Here is a 20,228-nt window from a genome sequence, read left to right on the forward strand (position 1 = left end):
GAACATCGCCGCCTCGGCGCGGCGCCTGCCCCCCCCCCCGCCCGCCCGGGTGCGCCGCCCCGGGCGCGGGCTGATGGTGTGCGGCCTGCCCGCGGGGGCGGGGCGCGGGGCCCGGGCGCCGGGCCGCGCCGCGCCGCCCCCCTCCAGCAGCGCGCCGCGGCCGGCCGTCCTCCATGCCCTGCGGAGGGCTTGACCCACTGTGACCCGCGGCACGGGCCGGAGGGGAGGGACGGCCGGTGTTGTCACCCTGATGGGCGAACCGGCCCGACGCCCCGTCAGATGTGGCCGATGCCCGCGCCGGCCTCGGCGTTCTCCCCCCGCTTGGTGAGGAACGCGACCAGCACCGCGACGACGGCGACCCCGGCGGCGACCAGCGACGCCAGGCTCATGCCGGAGACGAAGGTGTCGTGCGCGACGTCCGTGATCTTCCCGACGACGGCGTCGGGGGTGCCCGGCGCCACCGGCGCCACGCCGACCTGGACCGCCTCCGAGGCCTGCTGCTCCTGGGCCGGGGTGAGCGGCGGGAGCCCCGCCTCGGTCCAGTTGCCGGCCAGGTCGCTGTCGACCTTGGAGGCCATCACGGCGCCCAGGACGGCCGTGCCGAGGCTGCCGCCGATCTGCATGGCGGCCTGCTGCAGACCGCCGGCGACGCCGGAGAGCTCCATCGGCGCGTTGCCGACGATGACCTCGGTGGCGCCGACCATGACCGGTGCGAGGCCGAGGCCCAGCAGGGCGAACCACAGGGACATCGGGCCGCTGCCGGTGTTCACGTCCAGGGTGGACATGCCGTACATGGCGATCGCGGTGAGCGCCATGCCGCCGGCCAGCGGGATCCGCGGGCCGAACTTGGTGATCATCGCGCCCGCCAGCGGGGAGCCGACGATCATCATGCCGGTGAGCGGCAGCAGGTGCAGACCGGCGTCGACCGGGCTCATGCCGTGCACGTTCTGCAGGTAGAAGGTCACGAAGAACAGACCGCCCATGAAGGCGATGGCCATCAGGACCATCAGCACGACACCCGCGGACAGCGGGACGGAGCGGAACAGCGCCAGCGGGATCAGCGGCTCCCGCACCCTCTTCTCCCAGAGGGCGAAGGCGGCGAAGAGGACCACCGACGCGGCGATGAACAGCCAGGTCCTGCCGTCCCCCCAGCCCCACTCGGGCGCCTTGATCAGGGCCCAGACGAGGCAGAACATCGCGCCCGACAGCAGCGCGATGCCGGCGACGTCGAAGGAGCGCGGCGCGTTCTCCGCACGGTGGTCCAGCAGGATCCACCCGCCGAGGACGACCGCGAGGACACCGACCGGCACGTTGATGAAGAACACCGACTGCCAGTTGACGTGCTCGACGAGGACACCGCCGAGGATCGGGCCGCCCGCGGTGGAGGCGCCGATGACCATGCCCCAGATGCCGATGGCCATGTTGAGCTTCTCGGCCGGGAAGGTGGCCCGCAGCAGGCCCAGCGCGGCCGGCATCAGCAGCGCGCCGAACAGGCCCTGGAAGACGCGGAAGGTGACGACCAGCCCGATGCTGCTGGACAGGCCGATGGCCCCCGAGGCGGCGGCGAAGCCGATCACGCCGATGAGGAAGGTCTGGCGGTGGCCGAAGCGGTCACCGAGCTTGCCCGCGGTGATCAGGGAGACCGCGAGGGCGAGGAAGTAGGCGTTGGTGATCCACTGCAGCTGGGCCAGGCTGGCCTTCAGGTCGTCGCCGATGGCCGGGTTGGCGATGGCCACGATGGTGCCGTCGAGGGCCACCATCATGACCCCCACTGCGACGGTTATGAGGGTGAACCAGGGGTGGCCGCGCAGCCCCTTGCCCGGCGTCGCGTCCGACGGGGTTGCCGGTGCCTTGTCCCCCGACCCCGTCGTGTCGATGGTGGTCTGACTAGTCATGCGTTCGAGGCTAGTGACAGCGACTGACACATGACAAACCAGTTCACAAGCCGGTAACTGACGCGCCACTCCCTTATAGCCTGAACAGGGAGAACAGTTTCGCCGGGAGGGCCCATGGACACGCTGGAGACCGTTCGCACGGCGCCCCGGCCGGGGCTGCGCGAGCGCAAGAAGCAGCGCACGCGGGACGCGCTGCTGCGGGCCGCCCTCGAGCTGTTCACGGCCAAGGGCTACGAACGGACCACCGTCGACGAGATCGCCGAGGCCGTCGGCGTCTCCCAGCGCACCTTCTTCCGCTACTTCGCCAGCAAGGAGGAGGCGGCGTTCTTCGTGGCGCGGCTCGCGGAGTCGCACTTCCTGGCCGCCCTGCGCGAGCGCCCGCCCGGCGAGCCGCCGCTGCAGGCGCTGCGCCGCGCCGTCCTGGACAGCTGGGACACCATCGGCGAGGCCATCGAGCAGCTGGTGCCGCTGGAGCTCCACATGCGCCTGTACCGGGTGATCGAGTCGACGCCCGCGCTGCTCGCCGCCCATCTGCGGCGCGCGACGGAGCTGGAGGAGGAGATCGCGCGCGTCATCGCCCGCCGGGAGGGGCTGGACGTGGACGCCGACCCGCGGCCGCGCCTGGTGGTGGCCGTCTTCGGCGCGGTCATGCGGGTCACGGAACGGGCCTGGTCGGCGGGGGACGACGTCAGCCTCGCGGCGATCCGCGAGCTGACCGCCTCGCACCTCGATCAGGTGGGGCCGGCGCTGGCCGGGAACTGGCGCGGGGAGTGAGCCGCTCCCAGCCGCTTCGGACCGCGCGGAAGAGAACCGAACCCCGCATCGCGTGAACGAAACGTGATCCGCGTCACTTGATTCACGCGAGACCCTTCCGTTCTCCTAGTGTGTCCTTCCAGTGACTTCCTTCGACACCTCCCCTCACCTGAGCGTCTGGCGCGCGCTGCTCGCCCTGGCCGTGGTGTTCGTGATGCTGGCGACCACCGGCTGGACCGCACTGCGCGCCCAGCACGAGACGACGGCCCTGGGGGCCTCGCTCAGCGCCTGGGAGCACGGCCGGATCGACGGGCGCCGGCTGCCGGACCCGCAGGCGGCGCCCGGCCGGCTGGCCCGCTTCTTCGCCTCCCTCACCGAACGGCAGCGGCTCACGCTGGCCCGCCGCCATCCCCTCGTGGTGGGCAACATGAACGGCGCCCCCGTCGAGCTGCGCTACCGCGCCAACCGCATCGCGCTCGGCCAGGCCCGCGCGGCCGAGCGCGCACGCCTGCACGACAGCCGCCTCACGCCGGACGGGCAGCGGGCGGCGGGCCGCCGGATGCACCGCTTCGAGTCGCTGATGGGGGCCGGCCGGCGCATCCTCGCCTTCGACCCGGAAGGCTCCGGACGCGTCGCCGAGGTCTTCGGCGATCTGCGCCGGGCCGACCGCGTCTCCGTCGTCGTCCCCGGCGTCGACACCGACCTGCTCACCTTCCAGCGCACCCGGCGCAGGTACGCGGCCCCCGTCGGCATGGCCGAGGCCCTGTACGCCGCCGAGCGGGCGGCCGGCCCCTCGACCCGCACGGCCGTGATCGCCTGGGCCGACTACACGGCACCCAGCGGGCTCGGCGTGGACGCGGCCACCGCGACGCGCGCCGGGAGCGGGGCCGCACGGCTGAACGCGCTGGTGCGGGCGCTGCCCGGGAAGGCGCCGGTCGCGCTGTTCTGCCACAGCTACGGCTCCGTGGTGTGCGGGCTCGCCGCGCCCGCGCTGCCGCGCCGGGTGGCCGACATCGCGGTGGCCGGCAGCCCCGGCATGCGCGTCCGGAACGCCGCCCAACTGCGCACCACCGCCCGCGTGTGGGCGACGCGGGACGCCGACGACTGGGTGCAGGACGTGCCGTATCTGGAGGTCGGCGGGCTGGGCCACGGGGCCGATCCGGTGTCGGCCGCGTTCGGGGCGCGGGTGTTGTCCGCGCGGGGCGCGCAGGGACACAGCGGCTATTTCGAACCGGGGACGGAGAGCCTGCTGAACTTCGCCGAGATCGGCGTTGGCGCATACCGCTCGGTGGACTGCGCCGGAGAAGACGACGTCTGCGCGGCGGGTTTGTCCGACGCGGGCACGGCCGGACGCGCGTAGAGACGACAGGAACCGCGGTCTGCACGGGGAGGGGACGGAAGGCCTCATGCCGCATACGATGAGCCGCATGGGTGACGTACTGGCCGGATTTCATGCCGCCTGGGAGTTCGAGTCCGACTCCGTGCTCATCCGCTACGAACGGGGGATTCGAACACCGAAGCTGCTCCAGGTGCTGGGGGAACGCCGGATCCCCCTGGAGGCCGTCACCGGCGTGACGCTCACCCCCGGCCGGCGCGGCACCGTCGTCCTGCGCATGGAGCCGCGGCCCGGCGCCGATCCGCTGATGGAGGCCGCCGCGGGGCAGTTGAAGGAGAGCGGCGACCCGTACCGGCTGGTGCTGCCGGCCGAGCGGGACGTGCTCGCGGAGTACTACGCCGAGGAGGTGCGGGCGCGGCTGACCGCCTCGGGGCCCGCCGAGCGGTACCTGGTGGCGGCGCCCGAGGTGCCGCTGCAGTTCAAGGGGTACGACGGGAAGGCGTCCTTCGACGGCCGCACGGTGCGCTTCCGGTGGTTCTGGACGGGCGCGTCGACGGCGAAGTGGAAGGCCGGCGACCAGAGTTTCGCGGTCGCCGGCCTGAGCGGGGTGGAGTGGCGCTCACCCGAGCTGTTCGAGGGGTACCTGCGGCTGCTGCGGCGCGACGCCGCCGAGGCGCAGCCGGCGTCGCCGGACCAGGACCCGGCGGCCGTGGTGTTCGGGCTCGGGTACGGGGCGGTGCACGAGTCGCTGCCGTTCGCGGCGGCGGTGCTGGCGGCGGTGCGGGAGGCCCAGCCGGTGCCCGCGGTGCCGGCGGCGGTGCGCCGCGACCCCGCGGACATCGCCGAGCGGATCCGCCATCTCGGGGAACTGCACCGGGCCGGGCTGGTGACCGACGAGGAGTTCTCCTCGAAGAAGGCGGAGTTGCTGGCGGAGCTCTAGCCGCCCGGCGGCGTCCCCGCCCTCCCGGCTACTCCCGGCCCGCCGAGGTGAACGCCATGTCCGGGTAGCGGTTGCCCGCCACCTTCGCCGCGATGGGCTCCAGCAGCGCCAGTTCCTCCTCGGTGAGCACGATGCGGGTGGCCGCCGCGTTCTCCGCCACCCGGCCCGGCTTGCGGGTGCCCGGGATCGGGACGACCGGCAGGCCGTGCACCGCCGCCCGCTGCTGGGCCCAGGCCAGGGCGATCTGGCCGAGGGAGGCGCCGCGGGCCTCGGCGACCGTGCGGACCGGGGCGAGGAGGGCCGCGTTGGCCCGGGCGTTCTCGCCGGTGAAGCGGGGCTGCTGGCGGCGGAAGTCACCGTCCGTCAGGTCCTTCTCGGCGTTGACGAAGGAGCCCGTGAGGAAGCCCCGGCCGAGCGGGGAGTACGGGACCAGGGCCACGCCCAGTTCGCGGGCGGCGGGCACGACCTTCGCCTCGATGTCCCGGCTGAACAGCGACCACTCCGACTGCACGGCGGCGATGGGGTGGACGGCGGCCGCGGCCCGGAGCTCGTCCGCGGTGACCTCGCTCAGGCCCAGGTGCTTCACCTTGCCCTCGCGCACCAGCTCGGCCATCGTGCCGACGGTCTCCTCGATCGGCACAGCCACATCGCGCCGGTGCATGTAGTAGAGGTCGATCACGTCGACGTCGAGGCGCTTCAGGCTGGCCTCGACGGCCTGGCGGATGTACGGGGGGTCGTTGCGGATGATGCGCTTCGTCGGGTCGTCCGGCGGGATCGACAGGGCGAACTTGGTGGCGACGACGACCTCGTCGCGGTGCGCCTTGAAGAACGGCGACAGGAACCGCTCGTTCTCCCCCGCCCCGTACGCGTCCGCCGTGTCGTACAGGGTGATGCCGAGTTCCAGCGCCCGTTCCAGGGTCGCCCGGGACTCCCCGGCGTCCGCCGGGCCGTAGGCGAAGCTCATGCCCATGCAGCCCAGGCCCTGGACGCCCACCTCGGGGCCGTCCGTGCCCAGCCGTACCTTCTCGATCCTGCCGTCCGTCATCGGGACCCCTCCGACGCCAGGGCGCGCCCGGCGTCCGCGTAGAAATCGATCTTCCGGTCGAGCACGGCGAGCGTGCCCTGCAGTTCGGCGATCCTGGCCAGGACGTCCTCCCGGGTCGCCTTCAGCAGCGCGAAGCGCTCGCCGTAGGTGTGGTCGCCCGCGCGCACCAGCTCCGCGTACCGGACCATGTCCGCGACCGGCATGCCGGTCAGCCGGAGCTTGCCGACGAGGTCGAGCCAGTCCAGGTCGCGGTTGTTGTAGCGGCGCTGCCCGGTGTGGGAGCGGTCGATGTGCGGCATCAGCCCGATCCGCTCGTACCAGCGCAGGGTGTGCGCCGTCAGGCCGGTGAGGGCGGCGACCTCGCTGATGGTGTACCGGTCCTCGCCGTCCGGGCGCCGGCCGCGGGGCCGCGGCCCCGCGCAGGTGTCGGTACTGGTGCTCGTGGTCTCCGTCACCGTCATGGCCTCACGCTATGACCTTGGAGTGTGCTCCAGGCAAGCGCGATCGATCGGAAATCGACGCGGCGGGACGCGGGCGCACCGGTCGGCGCGCGGGCCACGGGTGCCGTACGCCGTGCCGCGCCCGGGGACGCCCAGGAGGTGCTGAGACCGCGTCAGGTGATGGTCGACGCGCCCGCCGAGCGGCACGCCCGGTCCCCGCCGGCCCCGCGGGAGCGGCCGGCCCGGCCGCACGGGGACTGCGCCGCGTTCGTCGCCGGCCGCCCGGAGCGGCCCGGGGCGCCGGCCGCGCCGGTGGCCGGGACGCTGGAGCACCGGATCGGACAGGTCGCCAACCCGCACGGGCTGACCGGCTACGTCTTCGGCGTCGCGACCGACCCGGACGCCCGGCGCCGGGGGTACGCGCGCGTGCACGGAGGAGTCGCTGCGCCGGCTCCGGGAGCGGGGCGCCGGGTACGTCAGTCATGCTCACCGCCTCCGCCGGGACCGAGCCGCCGTACGCGTCGACGGGCTCCACCCGGGACACCGACCCCTCGGTGCGACTGCGCCGGTGGGCCGCTTAGGCTCACGGGCATGTCCTTGAAGAGCCTCGCGTTGATCGAGAACTGGCCGGTTCCCACCGCCGCGGCGGGTGTCGTACGGGCCGACGGCACGGTCCTCGGCAGCCACGGACCGGTCGACCGGCGCTTCCCCCTGGCCTCGGTCACCAAGCCGCTCGCCGCCTACGCGGCGCTCGTCGCGTACGAGGAGGGGGCGGTCGAGCTGGACGAGCCCGCCGGCCCCGACGGGTCGACGGTGCGGCACCTGCTCGCGCACACCTCGGGCCTCGCCTTCGACGAGCACAGGGCGACGGCCCCGCCCGGGGAGCGGCGGCTGTACTCCAACGCCGGTTTCGAGCAGCTCGGGGAGCACATCGCGAAGGCCACGGACATCCCGTTCGCCGAGTACCTGCGGCAGGCGGTGCTCCAGCCGCTGGGGATGACGTCGACGACGCTCGACGGCTCCCCGGCCAAGGACGGCGTCTCCACCGTCGAGGACCTGCTGCGGTTCGCCGCCGAGGTGCAGGCCCCGCGGCTGCTGGACCCCCGCACGGTCGCCGAGGCGATGACGGTGCAGTACCCGGGGAGGAAGGGCGTGCTGCCGGGCTACGGGCACCAGAACCCCAACGACTGGGGCCTCGGCTTCGAGATCCGCGACGGCAAGTCCCCGCACTGGACCGGGTCGTCGTCCTCGCCGCGCGCCTTCGGGCACTTCGGGCAGTCGGGGACGTTCCTGTGGGTCGACCCGGACGCCGGCGCGGCGTGCGTGGCGCTGACGGACCGGGCGTTCGGGCCCTGGGCGATCGAGGCGTGGCCGCTCTTCACCGACGCGGTGCTGGCGGAGCTGCGCTAGCGGTCTCGCGCGCAGCCGGCCGCCCCACGGCGCGACCCGCCGGCCGCAGCCCCGCGGTCCCCGCCCGGCCGCGCCCGGGCGGGGACTCCGCGAAAACCCCTCGCACCTCCTTGTCCCGCCCGGTACGGTCTCGGGCGTGTCCGCCGCGGGGAGCCGAAGAGCTCCGCGCGCGGCCGTACCGGCAGTTCCCACACCGGAAGCGGGGTTCGTCCATGGCATGTCGCATCAGTGAACTCGTGCTCGACTGCCGGGACCCGGAGGCGCTGGCGCGGTTCTGGTGCGAGGTCCTGGACTTCGTGGTGCTCGACCGCGGGGAGGAGGGCTACGTCGAGATCGGTCCGCGCGAAGGGTTCGGCGGTCCGCAGCCGACGATCATCCTCAGCCGCAGCGACGAGCCGAAGCCGGACAAGCTGCGGCTGCACATCGACGTCAACCCCACCGACCGCGGCCAGGACGCCGAGCTCGAGCGCCTTCTGAAGCTCGGAGCGCGCCCGGCCGACATCGGCCAGACCGGCGAGGAGCAGTGGCACGTCCTCGCCGACCCCGAGGGCAACGAGTTCTGCCTGCTCAAGGCCCGCCTCGACCCGCTCTGACGGCTCCGTGTCCCCGGCGCGGCCGAGGCCTGCGCCGGCAGCGGGCGTCGGCTGCTCCGCGGCGGGCGCGGGATGCGCCCGCCGGGCGGCGACCGCACCCTCGGCGCGGTTCTAGCCGCTCATCTCCCACACCAGCAGCTCGGCCGGCGTCACCCCCGCCGCTGCCACGCCGTCCGCCCCGGTGATGCGCGCCGCGTCGCCGGGGCCCAGCTCCGCGCCGTCCAGCCGTATGCGGCCGCGCACCACGTGGACGTACACGTACGCCCCGTCCGGGACCGCCGTCCGCTCCCCCGCCGCCAGGCGCCGCACGTGCAGCGTCGCGCCGGCCGCGGGGACGGCGTACGGGGCGGAGTCGGCGAGGGCGGGGACGATCTCGTACGACGGCTCGCCGCCCGGTTCCCGGGGCGCCAGCCACATCTGCACGAAGGTCAGGGGCGCGGTCCCGTCGTTGCGTTCGACGTGCCGCACGCCGCCGGCCGCGCTCAGCCGCTGCACGTCCCCGGGGCGCACCACCGTCTCGCGGCCGGTGGAGTCCCGGTGGGTCAGCTCGCCCTCGACGACCCAGGTGACGATCTCGGTGTGGCTGTGCGGGTGCTCGTCGAAGCCGGCGCCCGGCGCCAGGCGCTCCTCGTTGCAGGCGATCAGCGTCCCGAAGCGGAGGTTGTCGGGATCGTAGTGCGGGCCGAAGGAAAAGGCGTGGAACGACTCGATCCCTGCCGTCGGGTCGCCTCCGGGGTAGCGCTCCGCCGCGCGCCGTACGTCCATCACGCGTCCCACCGTAGACCCGGCGGCGCACGCGGCCGTCCCGATAAGGCAGTCTTGTCCCCGTGCCCGAACCAGAAACCCGTACCGTCGAAGCCACAGCACACGGCCTCCATCCGCACTCCGCGACCCTGAGGCGGCTGGAGAAGTCGTCCGGAAGCCTCGCCGCGCAGGCCATCGCGCGGATGGACGAGACGCTGCCGTGGTACCGGGCCATGCCCCCGGAGAACCGTTCCTGGATCGGGCTGGTCGCCCAGGCCGGCATCGCCGCCTTCACCGAGTGGTTCCGGCACCCGGAGGCTCCGCAGGCCATCTCCACCGACGTCTTCGGGACCGCGCCGCGCGAGCTGACCCGGGCCATCACCCTGCGGCAGACCGTCGAGATGGTGCGCACCACCATCGAGGTCATGGAGTCCGCGATCGACGAGGTCGCGGCCCCCGGCGACGAGAGCGTGCTGCGCGAGGCGCTGCTCGTGTACGCCCGTGAGATCGCCTTCGCCACCGCCCAGGTGTACGCCCAGGCCGCCGAGGCACGCGGTGCCTGGGACGCCCGGCTGGAGTCCCTGGTGGTGAACGCCGTGCTCAGCGGCGAGGCCGACGAGGGGGCCGTCTCCCGGGCCGCCGCCCTGGGCTGGAACTCCCCGGAGCACGTGTGCGTGGTGCTCGGCACCGCCCCCGACGGGGACTCCGAGCTGACCGTGGAGGCCATCCGGCGGGCCGCCCGGCACGCCAAGCTGCAGGTGCTGACCGGGGTCCTCGGGGACCGGCTCGTCGTCATCGCGGGCGGCAGCGACAACCCGCTCGCCGTGGCGAAGTCGCTGATCGGGCCGTTCGCGCCGGGACCGGTGGTGGCCGGCCCGGTGGTGCCGGACCTGCTGGCCGCGACCCGGTCCGCGCAGGCCGCCGCGGCGGGGCTCAAGGCGTGTTCCGCCTGGCAGGACGCCCCGCGTCCGGTGCTGGCCGACGACCTGCTGCCGGAGCGCGCGATCGCCGGAGACCCCTCCGCACGCGAGCAGTTGGTGGAGGAGATCTACAGACCGCTGGAGGAGGCCGGGGCCGCGCTGCTGGAGACGCTGAGCGTCTATCTCGAACAGGCGAGCAGTCTGGAAGGCGCCGCCCGGATGCTCTTCGTCCATCCCAACACCGTGCGCTACCGGCTCCGACGTGTGACTGATGTCACCGGATGGTCACCCTCCGATGTACGGTCGGCTTTCACCCTCCGTATCGCGCTGATCCTGGGGCGTCTGGTCGACGGCGATCCTCAGCCCTAGGGTTTTGTCGGGGGCCCACAAAACCCCCTGCTGTTCTTCGTCCCTGTCCTCACGGGCGGCCGTACCCGTCCCCAAGAGAGAGTGTGAGAGTGCTCGTACTCGTCGCTCCCGGCCAAGGCGCCCAGACGCCCGGCTTCCTGACTGAATGGCTCGAACTGCCCGGCGCCGCCGACCGCGTCGCCGCCTGGTCGGACGCCATCGGACTCGACCTCGTCCACTACGGCACACAGGCCGACGCGGACGCGATCCGCGACACCGCCGTGGCTCAGCCGCTGCTCGTCGCCGCGGGGATCCTCTCGGCCGAGGCACTCGGTGACATCCCGCCGGGGGCCGTCGCGGGCCACAGCGTCGGCGAGATCACCGCCGCCGCCTTCGCCGGTGTCCTGGACGACACCGCCGCGCTGACCCTCGTACGCCGGCGGGGCCTGGCGATGGCCGAGGCCGCCGCGATCACCGAGACCGGCATGTCGGCGCTGCTCGGCGGCGCCCCCGAGACGACCGTGCCGCACCTGGAGAAGCTGGGCCTGACCCCGGCGAACATGAACGGCGCGGGCCAGATCGTGGCGGCGGGCACGCTGGAGCAGCTCGCCGCGCTGAACGACGACAAGCCCGAGGGCGTCCGCAAGGTCGTCCCGCTGAAGGTCGCCGGCGCCTTCCACACCCACCACATGGCCCCCGCCGTCGAGAAGCTGGCCGAGGCCGCCGCGGAACTCACGCCGGCCGACCCGAAGATCCCCTACGTCTCCAACAAGGACGGGCGGACCGTCGCGAGCGGCACCGAGGTGCTCCAGCGGCTGGTCGGCCAGGTCGCCAACCCGGTCCGCTGGGACCTGTGCATGGAGACCTTCAAGGAGCTCGGTGTCACCGCGCTGATCGAGGTGTGCCCCGGCGGTACGCTCACCGGTCTGGCCAAGCGCGCGCTGCCCGGCGTCAAGACGCTGGCCCTGAAGACCCCCGCCGACCTCGACGCGGCTCGCGAGCTCATCGCCGAGCACGCCGCCGAGCACAGCGCCTAGAAGGAGCCCACATGGCGAAGATCAAGCCCAGCAAGGGCGCCCCGTACGCGCGCATCCTCGGCGTGGGCGGCTACCGCCCGACCCGGGTCGTGCCGAACGAGGTGATCCTGGAGCGGATCGACTCGTCCGACGAGTGGATCCGCTCGCGCTCCGGCATCGAGACCCGGCACTGGGCGTCGCCGGAGGAGACCATCGCGGCGATGTCGATCGAGGCGTCCGGCAAGGCCCTCGCGAACGCCGGGATCGACGCCGGGCAGATCGGCGCCGTGGTCGTCTCGACCGTCTCCCACTTCAGCCAGACCCCGGCCATCGCCACCGAGATCGCCGACAAGCTGGGCACGGACAAGGCCGCCGCCTTCGACATCTCGGCGGGCTGCGCGGGCTTCGGCTACGGCCTCACCCTCGCCAAGGGCATGATCGTCGAGGGTTCGGCGGAGTACGTCCTCGTCATCGGCGTGGAGCGGCTGAGCGATCTCACCGACCTGGAGGACCGGGCCACGGCCTTCCTGTTCGGCGACGGCGCCGGCGCGGTCGTCGTCGGCCCCTCCCAGGAGCCGGCCATCGGCCCGACCGTGTGGGGCTCCGAGGGCGACAAGGCGGAGACCATCAAGCAGACGGTGCCGTGGGACCGGTTCAGGATCGGTGACGTCTCCGAGCTGCCCCTCGACTCCGCGGGGAACGTCAAGTTCCCCGCGATCACGCAGGAGGGCCAGGCGGTGTTCCGCTGGGCCGTGTTCGAGATGGCGAAGGTCGCCCAGCAGGCGCTGGACGCGGCCGGCATCGCCCCGGACGACCTGGACGTCTTCATCCCGCACCAGGCCAACGTGCGGATCATCGACTCGATGGTGAAGACCCTGAAACTGCCGGAGCACGTCACGGTCGCCCGCGACATCCGCACCACCGGCAACACCTCGGCCGCCTCGATCCCGCTCGCGATGGAGCGGCTCCTGGCGACCGGCGAGGCGAAGAGCGGCGACACCGCCCTCGTCATCGGCTTCGGGGCGGGTCTCGTCTACGCAGCGACGGTCGTTACCCTCCCTTAGGCACTCGGTACCGGATCATGTTTCCGGTGCGGAGTACTCCACCACCTGCCGCCGACGCGGCGGGCGCCACACCCTCTGGATATCTACGAAGGAGCGCCAACATGGCCGCCACTCAGGAAGAGATCGTCGCCGGTCTCGCCGAGATCGTGAACGAGATCGCCGGCATCCCGGTTGAGGACGTCCAGCTGGACAAGTCCTTCACCGACGACCTGGACGTCGACTCGCTGTCCATGGTCGAGGTCGTCGTCGCCGCCGAGGAGCGCTTCGAGGTCAAGATCCCGGACGAGCAGGTCAAGAGCCTCAAGACCGTCGGCGACGCGGCCGAGTACATCCTCAAGCACCAGGCCTGATCGGCCGGTCGCAGGCTGAGGGCCGACTGCCCCGCCACCCGGCGGTGGCGCCGTACGAATCCTCGTATCCGTTGGAGAGAAATTCCGTGAGCTCGACCAATCGCACCGTGGTCGTCACCGGTATCGGCGCAACCACACCGCTGGGTGGCGACGCAGCCTCTACCTGGGAGGGTCTGATCGCCGGTCGTTCCGGCGTCACGCCCCTCGAGCAGGAGTGGGCCGCCGAACAGGCGGTCCGCATCGCGGCCCAGATCGCCGTGGAGCCGACCGAGGTCATTCCCCGGCCGCAGGCCCGCCGCCTGGACCGCTCGGCGCAGTTCGCGCTGATCGCGGCCAAGGAGGCCTGGGCCGACGCGGGCTTCGAGGCCAAGGCCGGTGAGGGCGCCGACGTCGACCCGGACCGGCTCGGCGCGGTCATCGCCTCCGGCATCGGCGGCGTGACCACCCTCCTCGACCAGTACGACGTGCTCAAGGAGAAGGGCGTCCGCCGCGTCTCCCCGCACACCGTCCCCATGCTGATGCCGAACAGCCCCTCGGCCAACGTGGGTCTGGCCGTCGGCGCCCGGGCGGGCGTGCACACGCCGGTCTCCGCCTGCGCGTCGGGCGCCGAGGCCATCGGCTACGCCATCGAGATGATCCGCACCGGCCGCGCCGACGTCGTCGTCGCCGGCGGCACGGAGGCGGCGATCCACCCGCTGCCGATCGCCGCGTTCGGCAACATGATGGCGATGTCCAAGAACAACGACGACCCGCAGGGCGCCTCGCGTCCGTACGACGTCGCCCGCGACGGGTTCGTCCTCGGCGAGGGCGCCGGCGTGATCGTCCTGGAGTCCGCCGAGCACGCCGCCCGGCGCGGTGCGCGGGTGTACGCCGAGGCGGTCGGGCAGGGCATCTCCGCCGACAGCCACGACATCGTGCAGCCGGAGCCGGAGGGGCGGGGCATCTCGCACGCCCTGCAGAACCTGCTGGACCGCAACGACCTGGACCCGGCGGAGATCGTGCACGTCAACGCGCACGCGACGTCGACGCCGGCCGGTGACATCGCCGAGCTGAAGGCGCTGCGGAAGGTGTTCGGCGACGACGCCGACCACATCGCGGTGTCCGCGACCAAGTCGATGACCGGGCATCTGCTCGGCGGCGCGGGCGGCGTGGAGTCCGTCGCGACCGTGCTGGCGCTGTACCACCGGCTGGCTCCGCCGACCATCAACATCGAGAACATCGACCCCGAGGCCGAGGCCCACGCCGACGTGGTGCGGGACGAGGCGCGCAAGCTGCCGGTCGAGGGGCGGATCGCCGCCCTGAACGACTCGTTCGGCTTCGGCGGGCACAACGTGGTGCTGGCGTTCCGGACCGTCTGACCGGCGTCCGCACGCAGCCGAAGGGCTCCCACCGGCCGGTGGGAGCCCTTCGCGCGTCCCGGGACGGCGCCCGCCGCGGGCCGGGCCGGTCAGACCACCTGGTGCAGCCAGCGGACCGGGGCGCCCTCGCCGGCGTACCGGAACGGCTCCAGTTCGTCGTCCCAGGGCTTGCCCAGCAGCTTCGACAGTTCCGCCGCCAGGTCCGCCTCCCCGCGCTGGGAGCGCAGCAGGGCGGCGCGCAGGCGGTCCTCGGGGATGAGGATGTCGCCGTGGATGCCGGTGACGGCGTGGAAGATGCCGAGGTCGGGGGTGCAGCTGTAGCGCTCGCCCTCGGCGGTGGCGCAGGGCTCGGCGGTGACCTCGAAGCGCAGGAGCTGCCAGCCGCGCAGGGCGGAGGCCAGTTGGGAGGCGGTGCCGGTCCCGCCCTGCCAGGAGAACTCCGAGCGCCAGGTGCCGGGGGCGGCGGGCTGCCGGATCCAGTCCAGGCTGACGCGCGTGCCGAGCACCCCGGCGACGGCCCACTCGACGTGCGGGCACAGCGCGCGCGGAGCGGAGTGCACGTACAGAACTCCACGTGTCGTCACCGGAACCTCCGGGCAGAGCGGGACATCTCGGAACGGGCGGGCGGCCGTGACCGGGAGGGTCACGTTGAGGGCGAGGCTACCGTGCGGCGGGGTGGGGAGTGTGACGTACCGTCGGTCCCGGTACCCGGAAACATCCGCCATTCACCCGGCAGGACGCTTGTGCGGGTGTGAGACGTCGCACCGACGGGTCCGGGAACCCTCGCGCGGTGCCACGGGTTGAGAACGTGGAGGACCCGGCGGGAGATCAGCGAGGGAATGGGCCAGGATGCGGAAACGACGCCACCGTTCACGGGCCGTCCTCGCCGTCCTGGCCGCGGCCGTCCTGGGCGTCGCCGGCTGCGACGCCGGCGGCGACGCCTCCGGCCCCCGGAAGGACGGGCCGTCCGCGCGCCCCACGCCGGTCTGGGACGTGAGCCCGGCCTCGATCGCCGCCGTCGGCGACTCCATCACGACCGGCTTCGACGCCTGCACGGTCCTGTCGGACTGCCCCGAGGCGTCCTGGGCGACCGGCAGCAGCCCCGAGGTGGACAGTCTCGCGGTGCGGCTGCTGGGCGCGAAGGCGGCCGGGCGGAGCTGGAACTACGCGGTGACCGGGGCGCGCATGGCGGACCTGCCCGGTCAGCTGGCGCGGGCCGCGGCGCGCCGGCCGGAGCTGGTGACGGTGCTGGTGGGGGCGAACGACGCCTGCCGGGACACGGTGTCCGCGATGACCCCGGTGGCCGACTTCCGCGCCGACTTCCAGCGGGCGATGAGCACGCTGCGCAAGACCCTGCCCAAGACCCAGGTGTACGTGGCGAGCGTGCCGAACCTGAAGCGGCTGTGGGCCCAGGGGCGCACCAGCCCGCTGGGCCGGCAGGTGTGGAAGCTGGGCGTCTGCCCGTCGATGCTGGGTGACGCGCAGGCGACGGACGCGGCGGCGACCCTGCGGCGGAACACGGTGCAGCAGCGGGTGGAGGACTACAACAGGGTCCTGCGGGAGGTCTGCGAGCAGGACCGGCGGTGCCGGTCCGACGGGGGCGCGGTGCACGCGTACCGGTTCGGGCCGAAGCAGCTGAGCCCGTGGGACTGGTTCCACCCCAGCGTGGACGGGCAGGCCCGGCTGGCGGAGATCGCCTACCGGACCGTCACGGCCCGCACGGCGTGACCCGGCGCCCCGGCGGGCGCGTCCACCCGGCGCCGCTCCTCGGCGGGCGGCCGGTGCCTGCCGGGCACTAGAGTTTTCGAACATGAGCGAACTCTTCGGCACATTGTCCGACGGCACCCCCGTCCACCGCTGGACGCTGGAGCGGGCGGGCGTCCGGGTGCGCGTCCTGTCGTACGGCGGGATCGTGCAGTCGGTCGAGGTCCCGGACCGGGACGGGCGGCGGGCGGACGTGGTGCTGGGGTTCGCGGACCTCGACGGCTATCTGACCCACCCGGAGCCCTACTTCGGCGCCCTGGTCGGGCGGTACGCCAACCGGATCGCCCGGGGCCGCTTCGCGCTGGACGGGCGGACGTACGCACTGGCGCGCAACAACGGGCCCAACTCCCTGCACGGCGGCGAGCGCGGCTTCGACAAGCGCGTGTGGGACGCGGCCGAGGTCGAGCACGGCGTGCGCCTCACGCGGGTCAGCCCGGACGGCGAGGAGGGCTTCCCGGGCCGGCTGGAGGTCGCGGCGACCTACACGCTGGACGAGGCGGGGGCGCTGCGGATCGCCTACGAGGCGGTCACCGACGCGCCGACCGTGGTGAACCTCACCAACCACAGCTACTTCGACCTGGGCGGCTCCGGGCACGCCGGCGGGCACGAGCTGCGGCTGGCCGCCTCGCGCCTCACCCCCGTCGACGCGGACCTGATCCCCACGGGGGCGCTCCAGGACGTGTCCGGCACCCGCTTCGACTTCCGCCGGGCCCGCGCGGTCGGCACGGGCTACGACCACAACTTCGTGCTCGACAAGGGCGTGACGGACACGCCCGTGGAGGTCGCCGAGCTGTACGACCCGGCGTCCGGGCGGGTCCTGACCGTGGCGACCACCGAACCCGGCCTCCAGCTCTACACCGCGGACCACGTCGGTGCGCCCTTCGCGCCCGGCGCCGGCGTCGCGCTGGAGACCCAGCACTTCCCCGACTCCCCGAACCGGCCGGAGTTCCCGAGCACGGTGCTGCGGCCGGGCGAGGTGTTCCGGTCCGAGACGGTGTACGGGTTCGGGACCCGCTAGGCCCCGTCGCCGTCTTCCCGCCGTCCGCCGGGGTCCCGGGGACGTCCGAGCCCCGGCCCGGGTGTCAGGTCCCGGGCCGGGGCTGCTCGGTGGGAGGGTCGTCCCGGATCAGACGTTAATCGTCGCGGTGATCCTGCGGTCCGCGATCGAGCGGCCGGCCTGGAGTTCGTACGAACCCTTCACAGAAGACCACGAGCCGGTCGCCTCGTCCCCACCTCGAAGGCGCGGCGCGGCAGCCCGACGACGGCTCGGCGATCAGCCCGTCGGGGTCGCGCCGCGGCCGCCCCCGGGGCCACGCGCCATGGCGCACGGCGCTTCCGTCACCGATACTGCGGCACATGCTCCCCGCCGCGACGGAAGGACCCGGACTCCCTTGACATCTCGACGCGTTGGCCCCTGCGTGCTCGGCCTGGTCCTGCTGGCGGCGCTCGCCGCCCCCACGGCGGCCGGCGCCGCGCCGGCGGTCCCCTCCCCCACCGTCGAGGAGCAGCGCCTCGACCGGTCCGTGCCCCAGGAGATCCTGCGCCGCTCCGGATTCGGCACCGCGACCGGGCGGTTCGCCCGCGCCCTCGGCGCGGCCCGCTCCTACGGCGAGGCCCGCCGGGTCGTGGCCCGGGAGGGCTCGGCGCTGTGGCGGCGGGCCGTGGACCGGGCGCAGGGGCGCGGGCCGGCGGGCGGCGACCTGAGCCGGGACGACGACCGGCCGCTGTACTGGGCGCGGCTCGCGATGACCCGTCAGGTGCGCACCTGGCAGCCGGATTTCGGGCTCACCGACGCGCGGCGCGCGCGCCTGCTGGACGAGCTGGAGCGGACCTCGCGCGGCCAGACCTCCCTCCGCCACCCGCGCGGCGAGGGCGTCAAGCGGGTCCTGGTCACCGGTTTCGACCCGTTCACGCTGGACCGGGACATCCGCACCTCCAACCCGTCCGGCGCGGCCGCCCTCGCCCTCGACGGCACGGTGATCGGGACCCCGGACGGCCCGGCGCGGATCGAGGCCGCCGTGTTCCCGGTGCGCTGGCGGGACTTCACCCCGGGCGCCTCCCGGGCGTTCGGCACCGGGGAGGGGACCGTGGAGCGCGCGCTGCGGCCGCACCTGCCGGAGGTGGACCTGTTCACCACCGTCAGCCAGGGGCGGGTCGGCCGCTTCGACGTCGAGCGGACCAACGGGGCCTGGCGGGGCGGCTTCCCCGACAACGAGAACGTCTCCCGCACCGAGGCGATCCCGGTCGCCGACCCGGCCACGCGGCCGCAGTGGACGACGACCACCCTGCCGTACGCCGCGATCACGGCCGCGGACACCGGGCGGTTCCCCGTGTACGACAACACCGCCGTGACCGAGATACCGGCGGGCGGCACCGAGCCCGTCGTACGGCCCGACGGCCCCACCCCCGGGTCGACGGCCCGGGCGGGCGGCGGCGGGGACTACCTCTCCAACGAGATCGCCTACCGGGCGACCCTGCTGCGGGACCGGCTCGGCCTGCGCGGGACGCTGCCGGGCGGGCATGTGCACACGCCGGTGCTCCGGTTCGGCGCCGGGAACACCACCGAGGTCACCGACCCGGAGTTCGTCCGCGACCGGCTGGACATCATCGCGCAGGTGCGGGCGATCGTGGCCGTGGCGCTCGGCGCGGCGGAGCGGCCCCGGCGCTGACCGCCGGGGCCGGCCGGGACGGCGGCCCCGGCGGCCCGCTCACGGCTTGGCGTCCTCGCCCTCGGGCTCGTCGGCGGTGTCCCCGGCGCCGTCCTCGCCCAGCAGCTCACGGGCGAGCAGCGTGGCGCCCGCGACCGCGCCCGGCATCAGGAACACCGCGACGAACGGGACCAGGAAGGCCAGGCCCAGCGGTGTGCCGAAGCCCCAGACCAGGGTCTTGCGGGAGCGCAGCAGGGCGAGGCGGTCGCGCAGTTCCACACCGCGGCGCTGGAGGGCGACGGCGGTGAGTTCCTCGGTGAGGAAGAACCCGGTGACGAAGAAGCCGATCACCGGGACGACCGTCTGGCCGACGACGGGGATGAAGCCGCAGGCGAACAGCAGCACGCCCCAGACGGCGGCGCGCAGTACGATCCGCAGGCTGTCGCGGCCCGAGACCCACAGCTCGCGCCAGAGCGGCAGGCCCGACCGGGGTGCGGTGCCGTCCGGGGAGACGTCCCGGTCGACCCGTTCGGAGAGGTCCTCGTAGAAGGGCTGGCCGATCAGCAGGGTGACCGCGGTGAAGGTGAGGACGGCGAGGAGCAGGCCGAGGGCGAACAGGACCGCGGTGAGCAGGCCGCGGAAGAGGCCGAGCCAGGGGCTCGGCCAGCCGTCGGCGAACGGGGTCGCCCAGGCGACCAGGTCCTCGCCCCACAGCGCCAGCGCGACCAGCGCCGCCGCGTAGAGAACGAGGGTGATCAGGCCCGGGAGGAGCCCGAAACCGTAGCTCCTGCCGTGCTGGGCCACCCAGCGCTGGCCCTTCAGAAGATGGCCGAATCCCGCCCCAAGATCGCGCATGGGGGAACTCTAGCGGGGGCGGCGCGGCTCCGTGGACGCCAGGCCCTGCCGCCCCTTGCCGCCGCCCGCCGGGGGGGGCGGGCCTGGCTGCGTGCCGGGCTCGGGACCTCGTACGGGACGCCCCCGGGCCGGGGCCCGGCCCGGGGGCGTGCCCGCGTGCACGGCGTCCCGAGGCGGGCGGGAAGGCGACGGCGGGGCTAGCCGCCGGCGCCGACCATCCGCCGCAGCGCGTCCCGCAGCGCCACCCGCTCCCCCTCGGACAGCCCCGCCAGCGGCTCGCGCGCGAACCGCAGGGACTCCCGCAGGCTGCGGGCCACCCGGCGGCCCTCCTGGGTCGCCGCCGCGAGTTTCACCCGGCGGTCGGCGGGGTCCGGCCGGCGCTCCACCAGCCCGCGCGCCTCCAGCCGGTCCACGAGGCCGGTGACGTTGGACGGCTCGCACTTCAGCCGCCGCGCCAGCTTCCGCATCGGCAGCGGCTCCAGCGACAGCAGGCTCAGCAGCCGCGCCTGCGCCCCGGTCAGCGCGTGCTCCGCCGCGGCCTCCTCGTAGTCGGCGTGGAAGCGGGCCACGACCTCCCCGATGAGCTCGACGACCTCCAGGGTGAGGGCGTCGGGCCGGCGGGCGGTCTCGTGCGGGGCGGTCATGGGTTCAGGGTACCCGGATGTTTGACAAGGTGAAATGTCCAGGCGCATGGTTGTTTCAGTAACTGAAGCAACCTGTGGTAATCGCCCCGGCAGCCGGGCGATCGG

At 73.8% G+C, this 20,228-nt stretch carries 20 protein-coding genes; 13 read left to right on the plus strand and 7 right to left on the minus strand.

The genetic code is table 11. From position 1 onward, the window contains the following. Nucleotides 1-275: 275 nt before the first annotated feature. Nucleotides 276-1,895, minus strand: a complete 1,620-nt coding sequence (locus ACIBAI_RS00570; protein WP_399030207.1) for an MFS transporter — start codon at nt 1,893-1,895, stop codon at nt 276-278. 114 nt (nt 1,896-2,009) lie between these two features. Between ACIBAI_RS00570 and ACIBAI_RS00575 the strand changes: the two genes are divergently transcribed. From ACIBAI_RS00575 to ACIBAI_RS00585, 3 genes are all read left to right on the plus strand, one after another. Beyond that, a complete protein-coding gene (locus tag ACIBAI_RS00575) occupies nt 2,010-2,669 on the plus strand; it encodes a TetR family transcriptional regulator (protein WP_399030208.1) in 660 nt (219 codons plus the stop codon). Nucleotides 2,670-2,790: 121 nt separating this feature from the next. Beyond that, nucleotides 2,791-4,008: an alpha/beta hydrolase gene (locus ACIBAI_RS00580; RefSeq protein ID WP_399030209.1), complete on the plus strand. Its 1,218-nt coding sequence runs from the start codon at nt 2,791-2,793 to the stop codon at nt 4,006-4,008. A gap of 67 nt (nt 4,009-4,075) precedes the next feature. Continuing rightward, a complete protein-coding gene (locus ACIBAI_RS00585) occupies nt 4,076-4,924 on the plus strand; it encodes a DUF4429 domain-containing protein (RefSeq protein ID WP_399030210.1) in 849 nt (282 codons plus the stop codon). A 28-nt stretch (nt 4,925-4,952) separates the two neighbouring features. Here the strand turns inward: ACIBAI_RS00585 and ACIBAI_RS00590 are convergent, their stop codons facing one another. Together ACIBAI_RS00590 and ACIBAI_RS00595 are read right to left on the minus strand one after the other, a co-directional pair. Next, entirely contained in the window at nt 4,953-5,969 is a 1,017-nt protein-coding gene (locus ACIBAI_RS00590) for an aldo/keto reductase (RefSeq protein ID WP_399030211.1), read from the minus strand. After that, a complete protein-coding gene (locus ACIBAI_RS00595) occupies nt 5,966-6,430 on the minus strand; it encodes a MerR family transcriptional regulator (protein WP_399030212.1) in 465 nt (154 codons plus the stop codon). Before ACIBAI_RS00595 ends, ACIBAI_RS00590 begins: the two co-directional genes overlap by 4 nt. A 570-nt stretch (nt 6,431-7,000) precedes the next feature. Here ACIBAI_RS00595 and ACIBAI_RS00600 point away from each other — a divergent pair. Both ACIBAI_RS00600 and ACIBAI_RS00605 read left to right on the plus strand, forming a co-directional pair. Continuing rightward, nucleotides 7,001-7,819, plus strand: a complete 819-nt coding sequence (locus ACIBAI_RS00600; protein WP_399030213.1) for a serine hydrolase domain-containing protein — start codon at nt 7,001-7,003, stop codon at nt 7,817-7,819. Between the two features lie 212 nt (nt 7,820-8,031). After that, on the plus strand, nt 8,032-8,412 hold the full coding sequence (locus ACIBAI_RS00605) for a VOC family protein (protein WP_399030214.1): 381 nt from the start codon (nt 8,032-8,034) through the stop codon (nt 8,410-8,412). 111 nt (nt 8,413-8,523) lie between these two features. Here ACIBAI_RS00605 and ACIBAI_RS00610 read toward each other — a convergent pair whose 3' ends face one another. Further along, nucleotides 8,524-9,177 carry a pirin family protein gene (locus tag ACIBAI_RS00610; RefSeq protein ID WP_399030709.1) on the minus strand — a complete coding sequence of 218 codons (654 nt, stop codon included), beginning with the start codon at nt 9,175-9,177 and terminating at the stop codon, nt 8,524-8,526. 62 nt (nt 9,178-9,239) lie between these two features. On the opposite strand from ACIBAI_RS00610, the gene fasR reads away from it, so the two are divergent. The 5 genes from fasR (at nt 9,240) to fabF (ending at nt 14,212) form a co-directional block, all read left to right on the plus strand. Next, a complete protein-coding gene (gene fasR, locus ACIBAI_RS00615) occupies nt 9,240-10,445 on the plus strand; it encodes a fatty acid biosynthesis transcriptional regulator FasR (protein ID WP_344606772.1) in 1,206 nt (401 codons plus the stop codon). An 89-nt stretch (nt 10,446-10,534) separates the two neighbouring features. Beyond that, nucleotides 10,535-11,461 carry an ACP S-malonyltransferase gene (locus ACIBAI_RS00620; protein ID WP_399030215.1) on the plus strand — a complete coding sequence of 309 codons (927 nt, stop codon included), beginning with the start codon at nt 10,535-10,537 and terminating at the stop codon, nt 11,459-11,461. 11 nt (nt 11,462-11,472) lie between these two features. After that, nucleotides 11,473-12,504 carry a ketoacyl-ACP synthase III gene (locus ACIBAI_RS00625; protein WP_399030216.1) on the plus strand — a complete coding sequence of 344 codons (1,032 nt, stop codon included), beginning with the start codon at nt 11,473-11,475 and terminating at the stop codon, nt 12,502-12,504. A 101-nt stretch (nt 12,505-12,605) separates the two neighbouring features. Continuing rightward, nucleotides 12,606-12,854 carry an acyl carrier protein gene (locus ACIBAI_RS00630; protein ID WP_399030217.1) on the plus strand — a complete coding sequence of 83 codons (249 nt, stop codon included), beginning with the start codon at nt 12,606-12,608 and terminating at the stop codon, nt 12,852-12,854. 86 nt (nt 12,855-12,940) lie between these two features. Then, entirely contained in the window at nt 12,941-14,212 is a 1,272-nt protein-coding gene (gene fabF / locus ACIBAI_RS00635) for a beta-ketoacyl-ACP synthase II (protein ID WP_344606778.1), read from the plus strand. A gap of 89 nt (nt 14,213-14,301) precedes the next feature. Here fabF and ACIBAI_RS00640 read toward each other — a convergent pair whose 3' ends face one another. Then, a complete protein-coding gene (locus tag ACIBAI_RS00640; protein ID WP_399030218.1) occupies nt 14,302-14,796 on the minus strand; it encodes a DUF3145 domain-containing protein in 495 nt (164 codons plus the stop codon). 265 nt (nt 14,797-15,061) lie between these two features. Here ACIBAI_RS00640 and ACIBAI_RS00645 point away from each other — a divergent pair, with 265 nt between their 5' ends. From ACIBAI_RS00645 to ACIBAI_RS00655, 3 genes are all read left to right on the plus strand, one after another. Beyond that, nucleotides 15,062-15,940, plus strand: a complete 879-nt coding sequence (locus ACIBAI_RS00645; RefSeq protein WP_399030219.1) for an SGNH/GDSL hydrolase family protein — start codon at nt 15,062-15,064, stop codon at nt 15,938-15,940. A gap of 82 nt (nt 15,941-16,022) precedes the next feature. Further along, nucleotides 16,023-16,994 carry an aldose epimerase family protein gene (locus ACIBAI_RS00650; RefSeq protein ID WP_399030220.1) on the plus strand — a complete coding sequence of 324 codons (972 nt, stop codon included), beginning with the start codon at nt 16,023-16,025 and terminating at the stop codon, nt 16,992-16,994. 373 nt (nt 16,995-17,367) lie between these two features. Next, nucleotides 17,368-18,645 carry a pyroglutamyl peptidase gene (locus ACIBAI_RS00655; protein WP_399030221.1) on the plus strand — a complete coding sequence of 426 codons (1,278 nt, stop codon included), beginning with the start codon at nt 17,368-17,370 and terminating at the stop codon, nt 18,643-18,645. Between the two features lie 39 nt (nt 18,646-18,684). Here the strand turns inward: ACIBAI_RS00655 and ACIBAI_RS00660 are convergent, their stop codons facing one another. After that, nucleotides 18,685-19,479, minus strand: a complete 795-nt coding sequence (locus ACIBAI_RS00660; protein WP_399030222.1) for an EI24 domain-containing protein — start codon at nt 19,477-19,479, stop codon at nt 18,685-18,687. Nucleotides 19,480-19,676: 197 nt separating this feature from the next. Beyond that, nucleotides 19,677-20,123, minus strand: a complete 447-nt coding sequence (locus ACIBAI_RS00665) for a MarR family winged helix-turn-helix transcriptional regulator (protein ID WP_399030223.1) — start codon at nt 20,121-20,123, stop codon at nt 19,677-19,679. Nucleotides 20,124-20,228: the final 105 nt, after the last annotated feature.

Source organism: Streptomyces sp. NPDC051041, from assembly GCF_044456065.1.
GTDB classification, from domain to species: domain Bacteria; phylum Actinomycetota; class Actinomycetes; order Streptomycetales; family Streptomycetaceae; genus Streptomyces; species Streptomyces glaucus.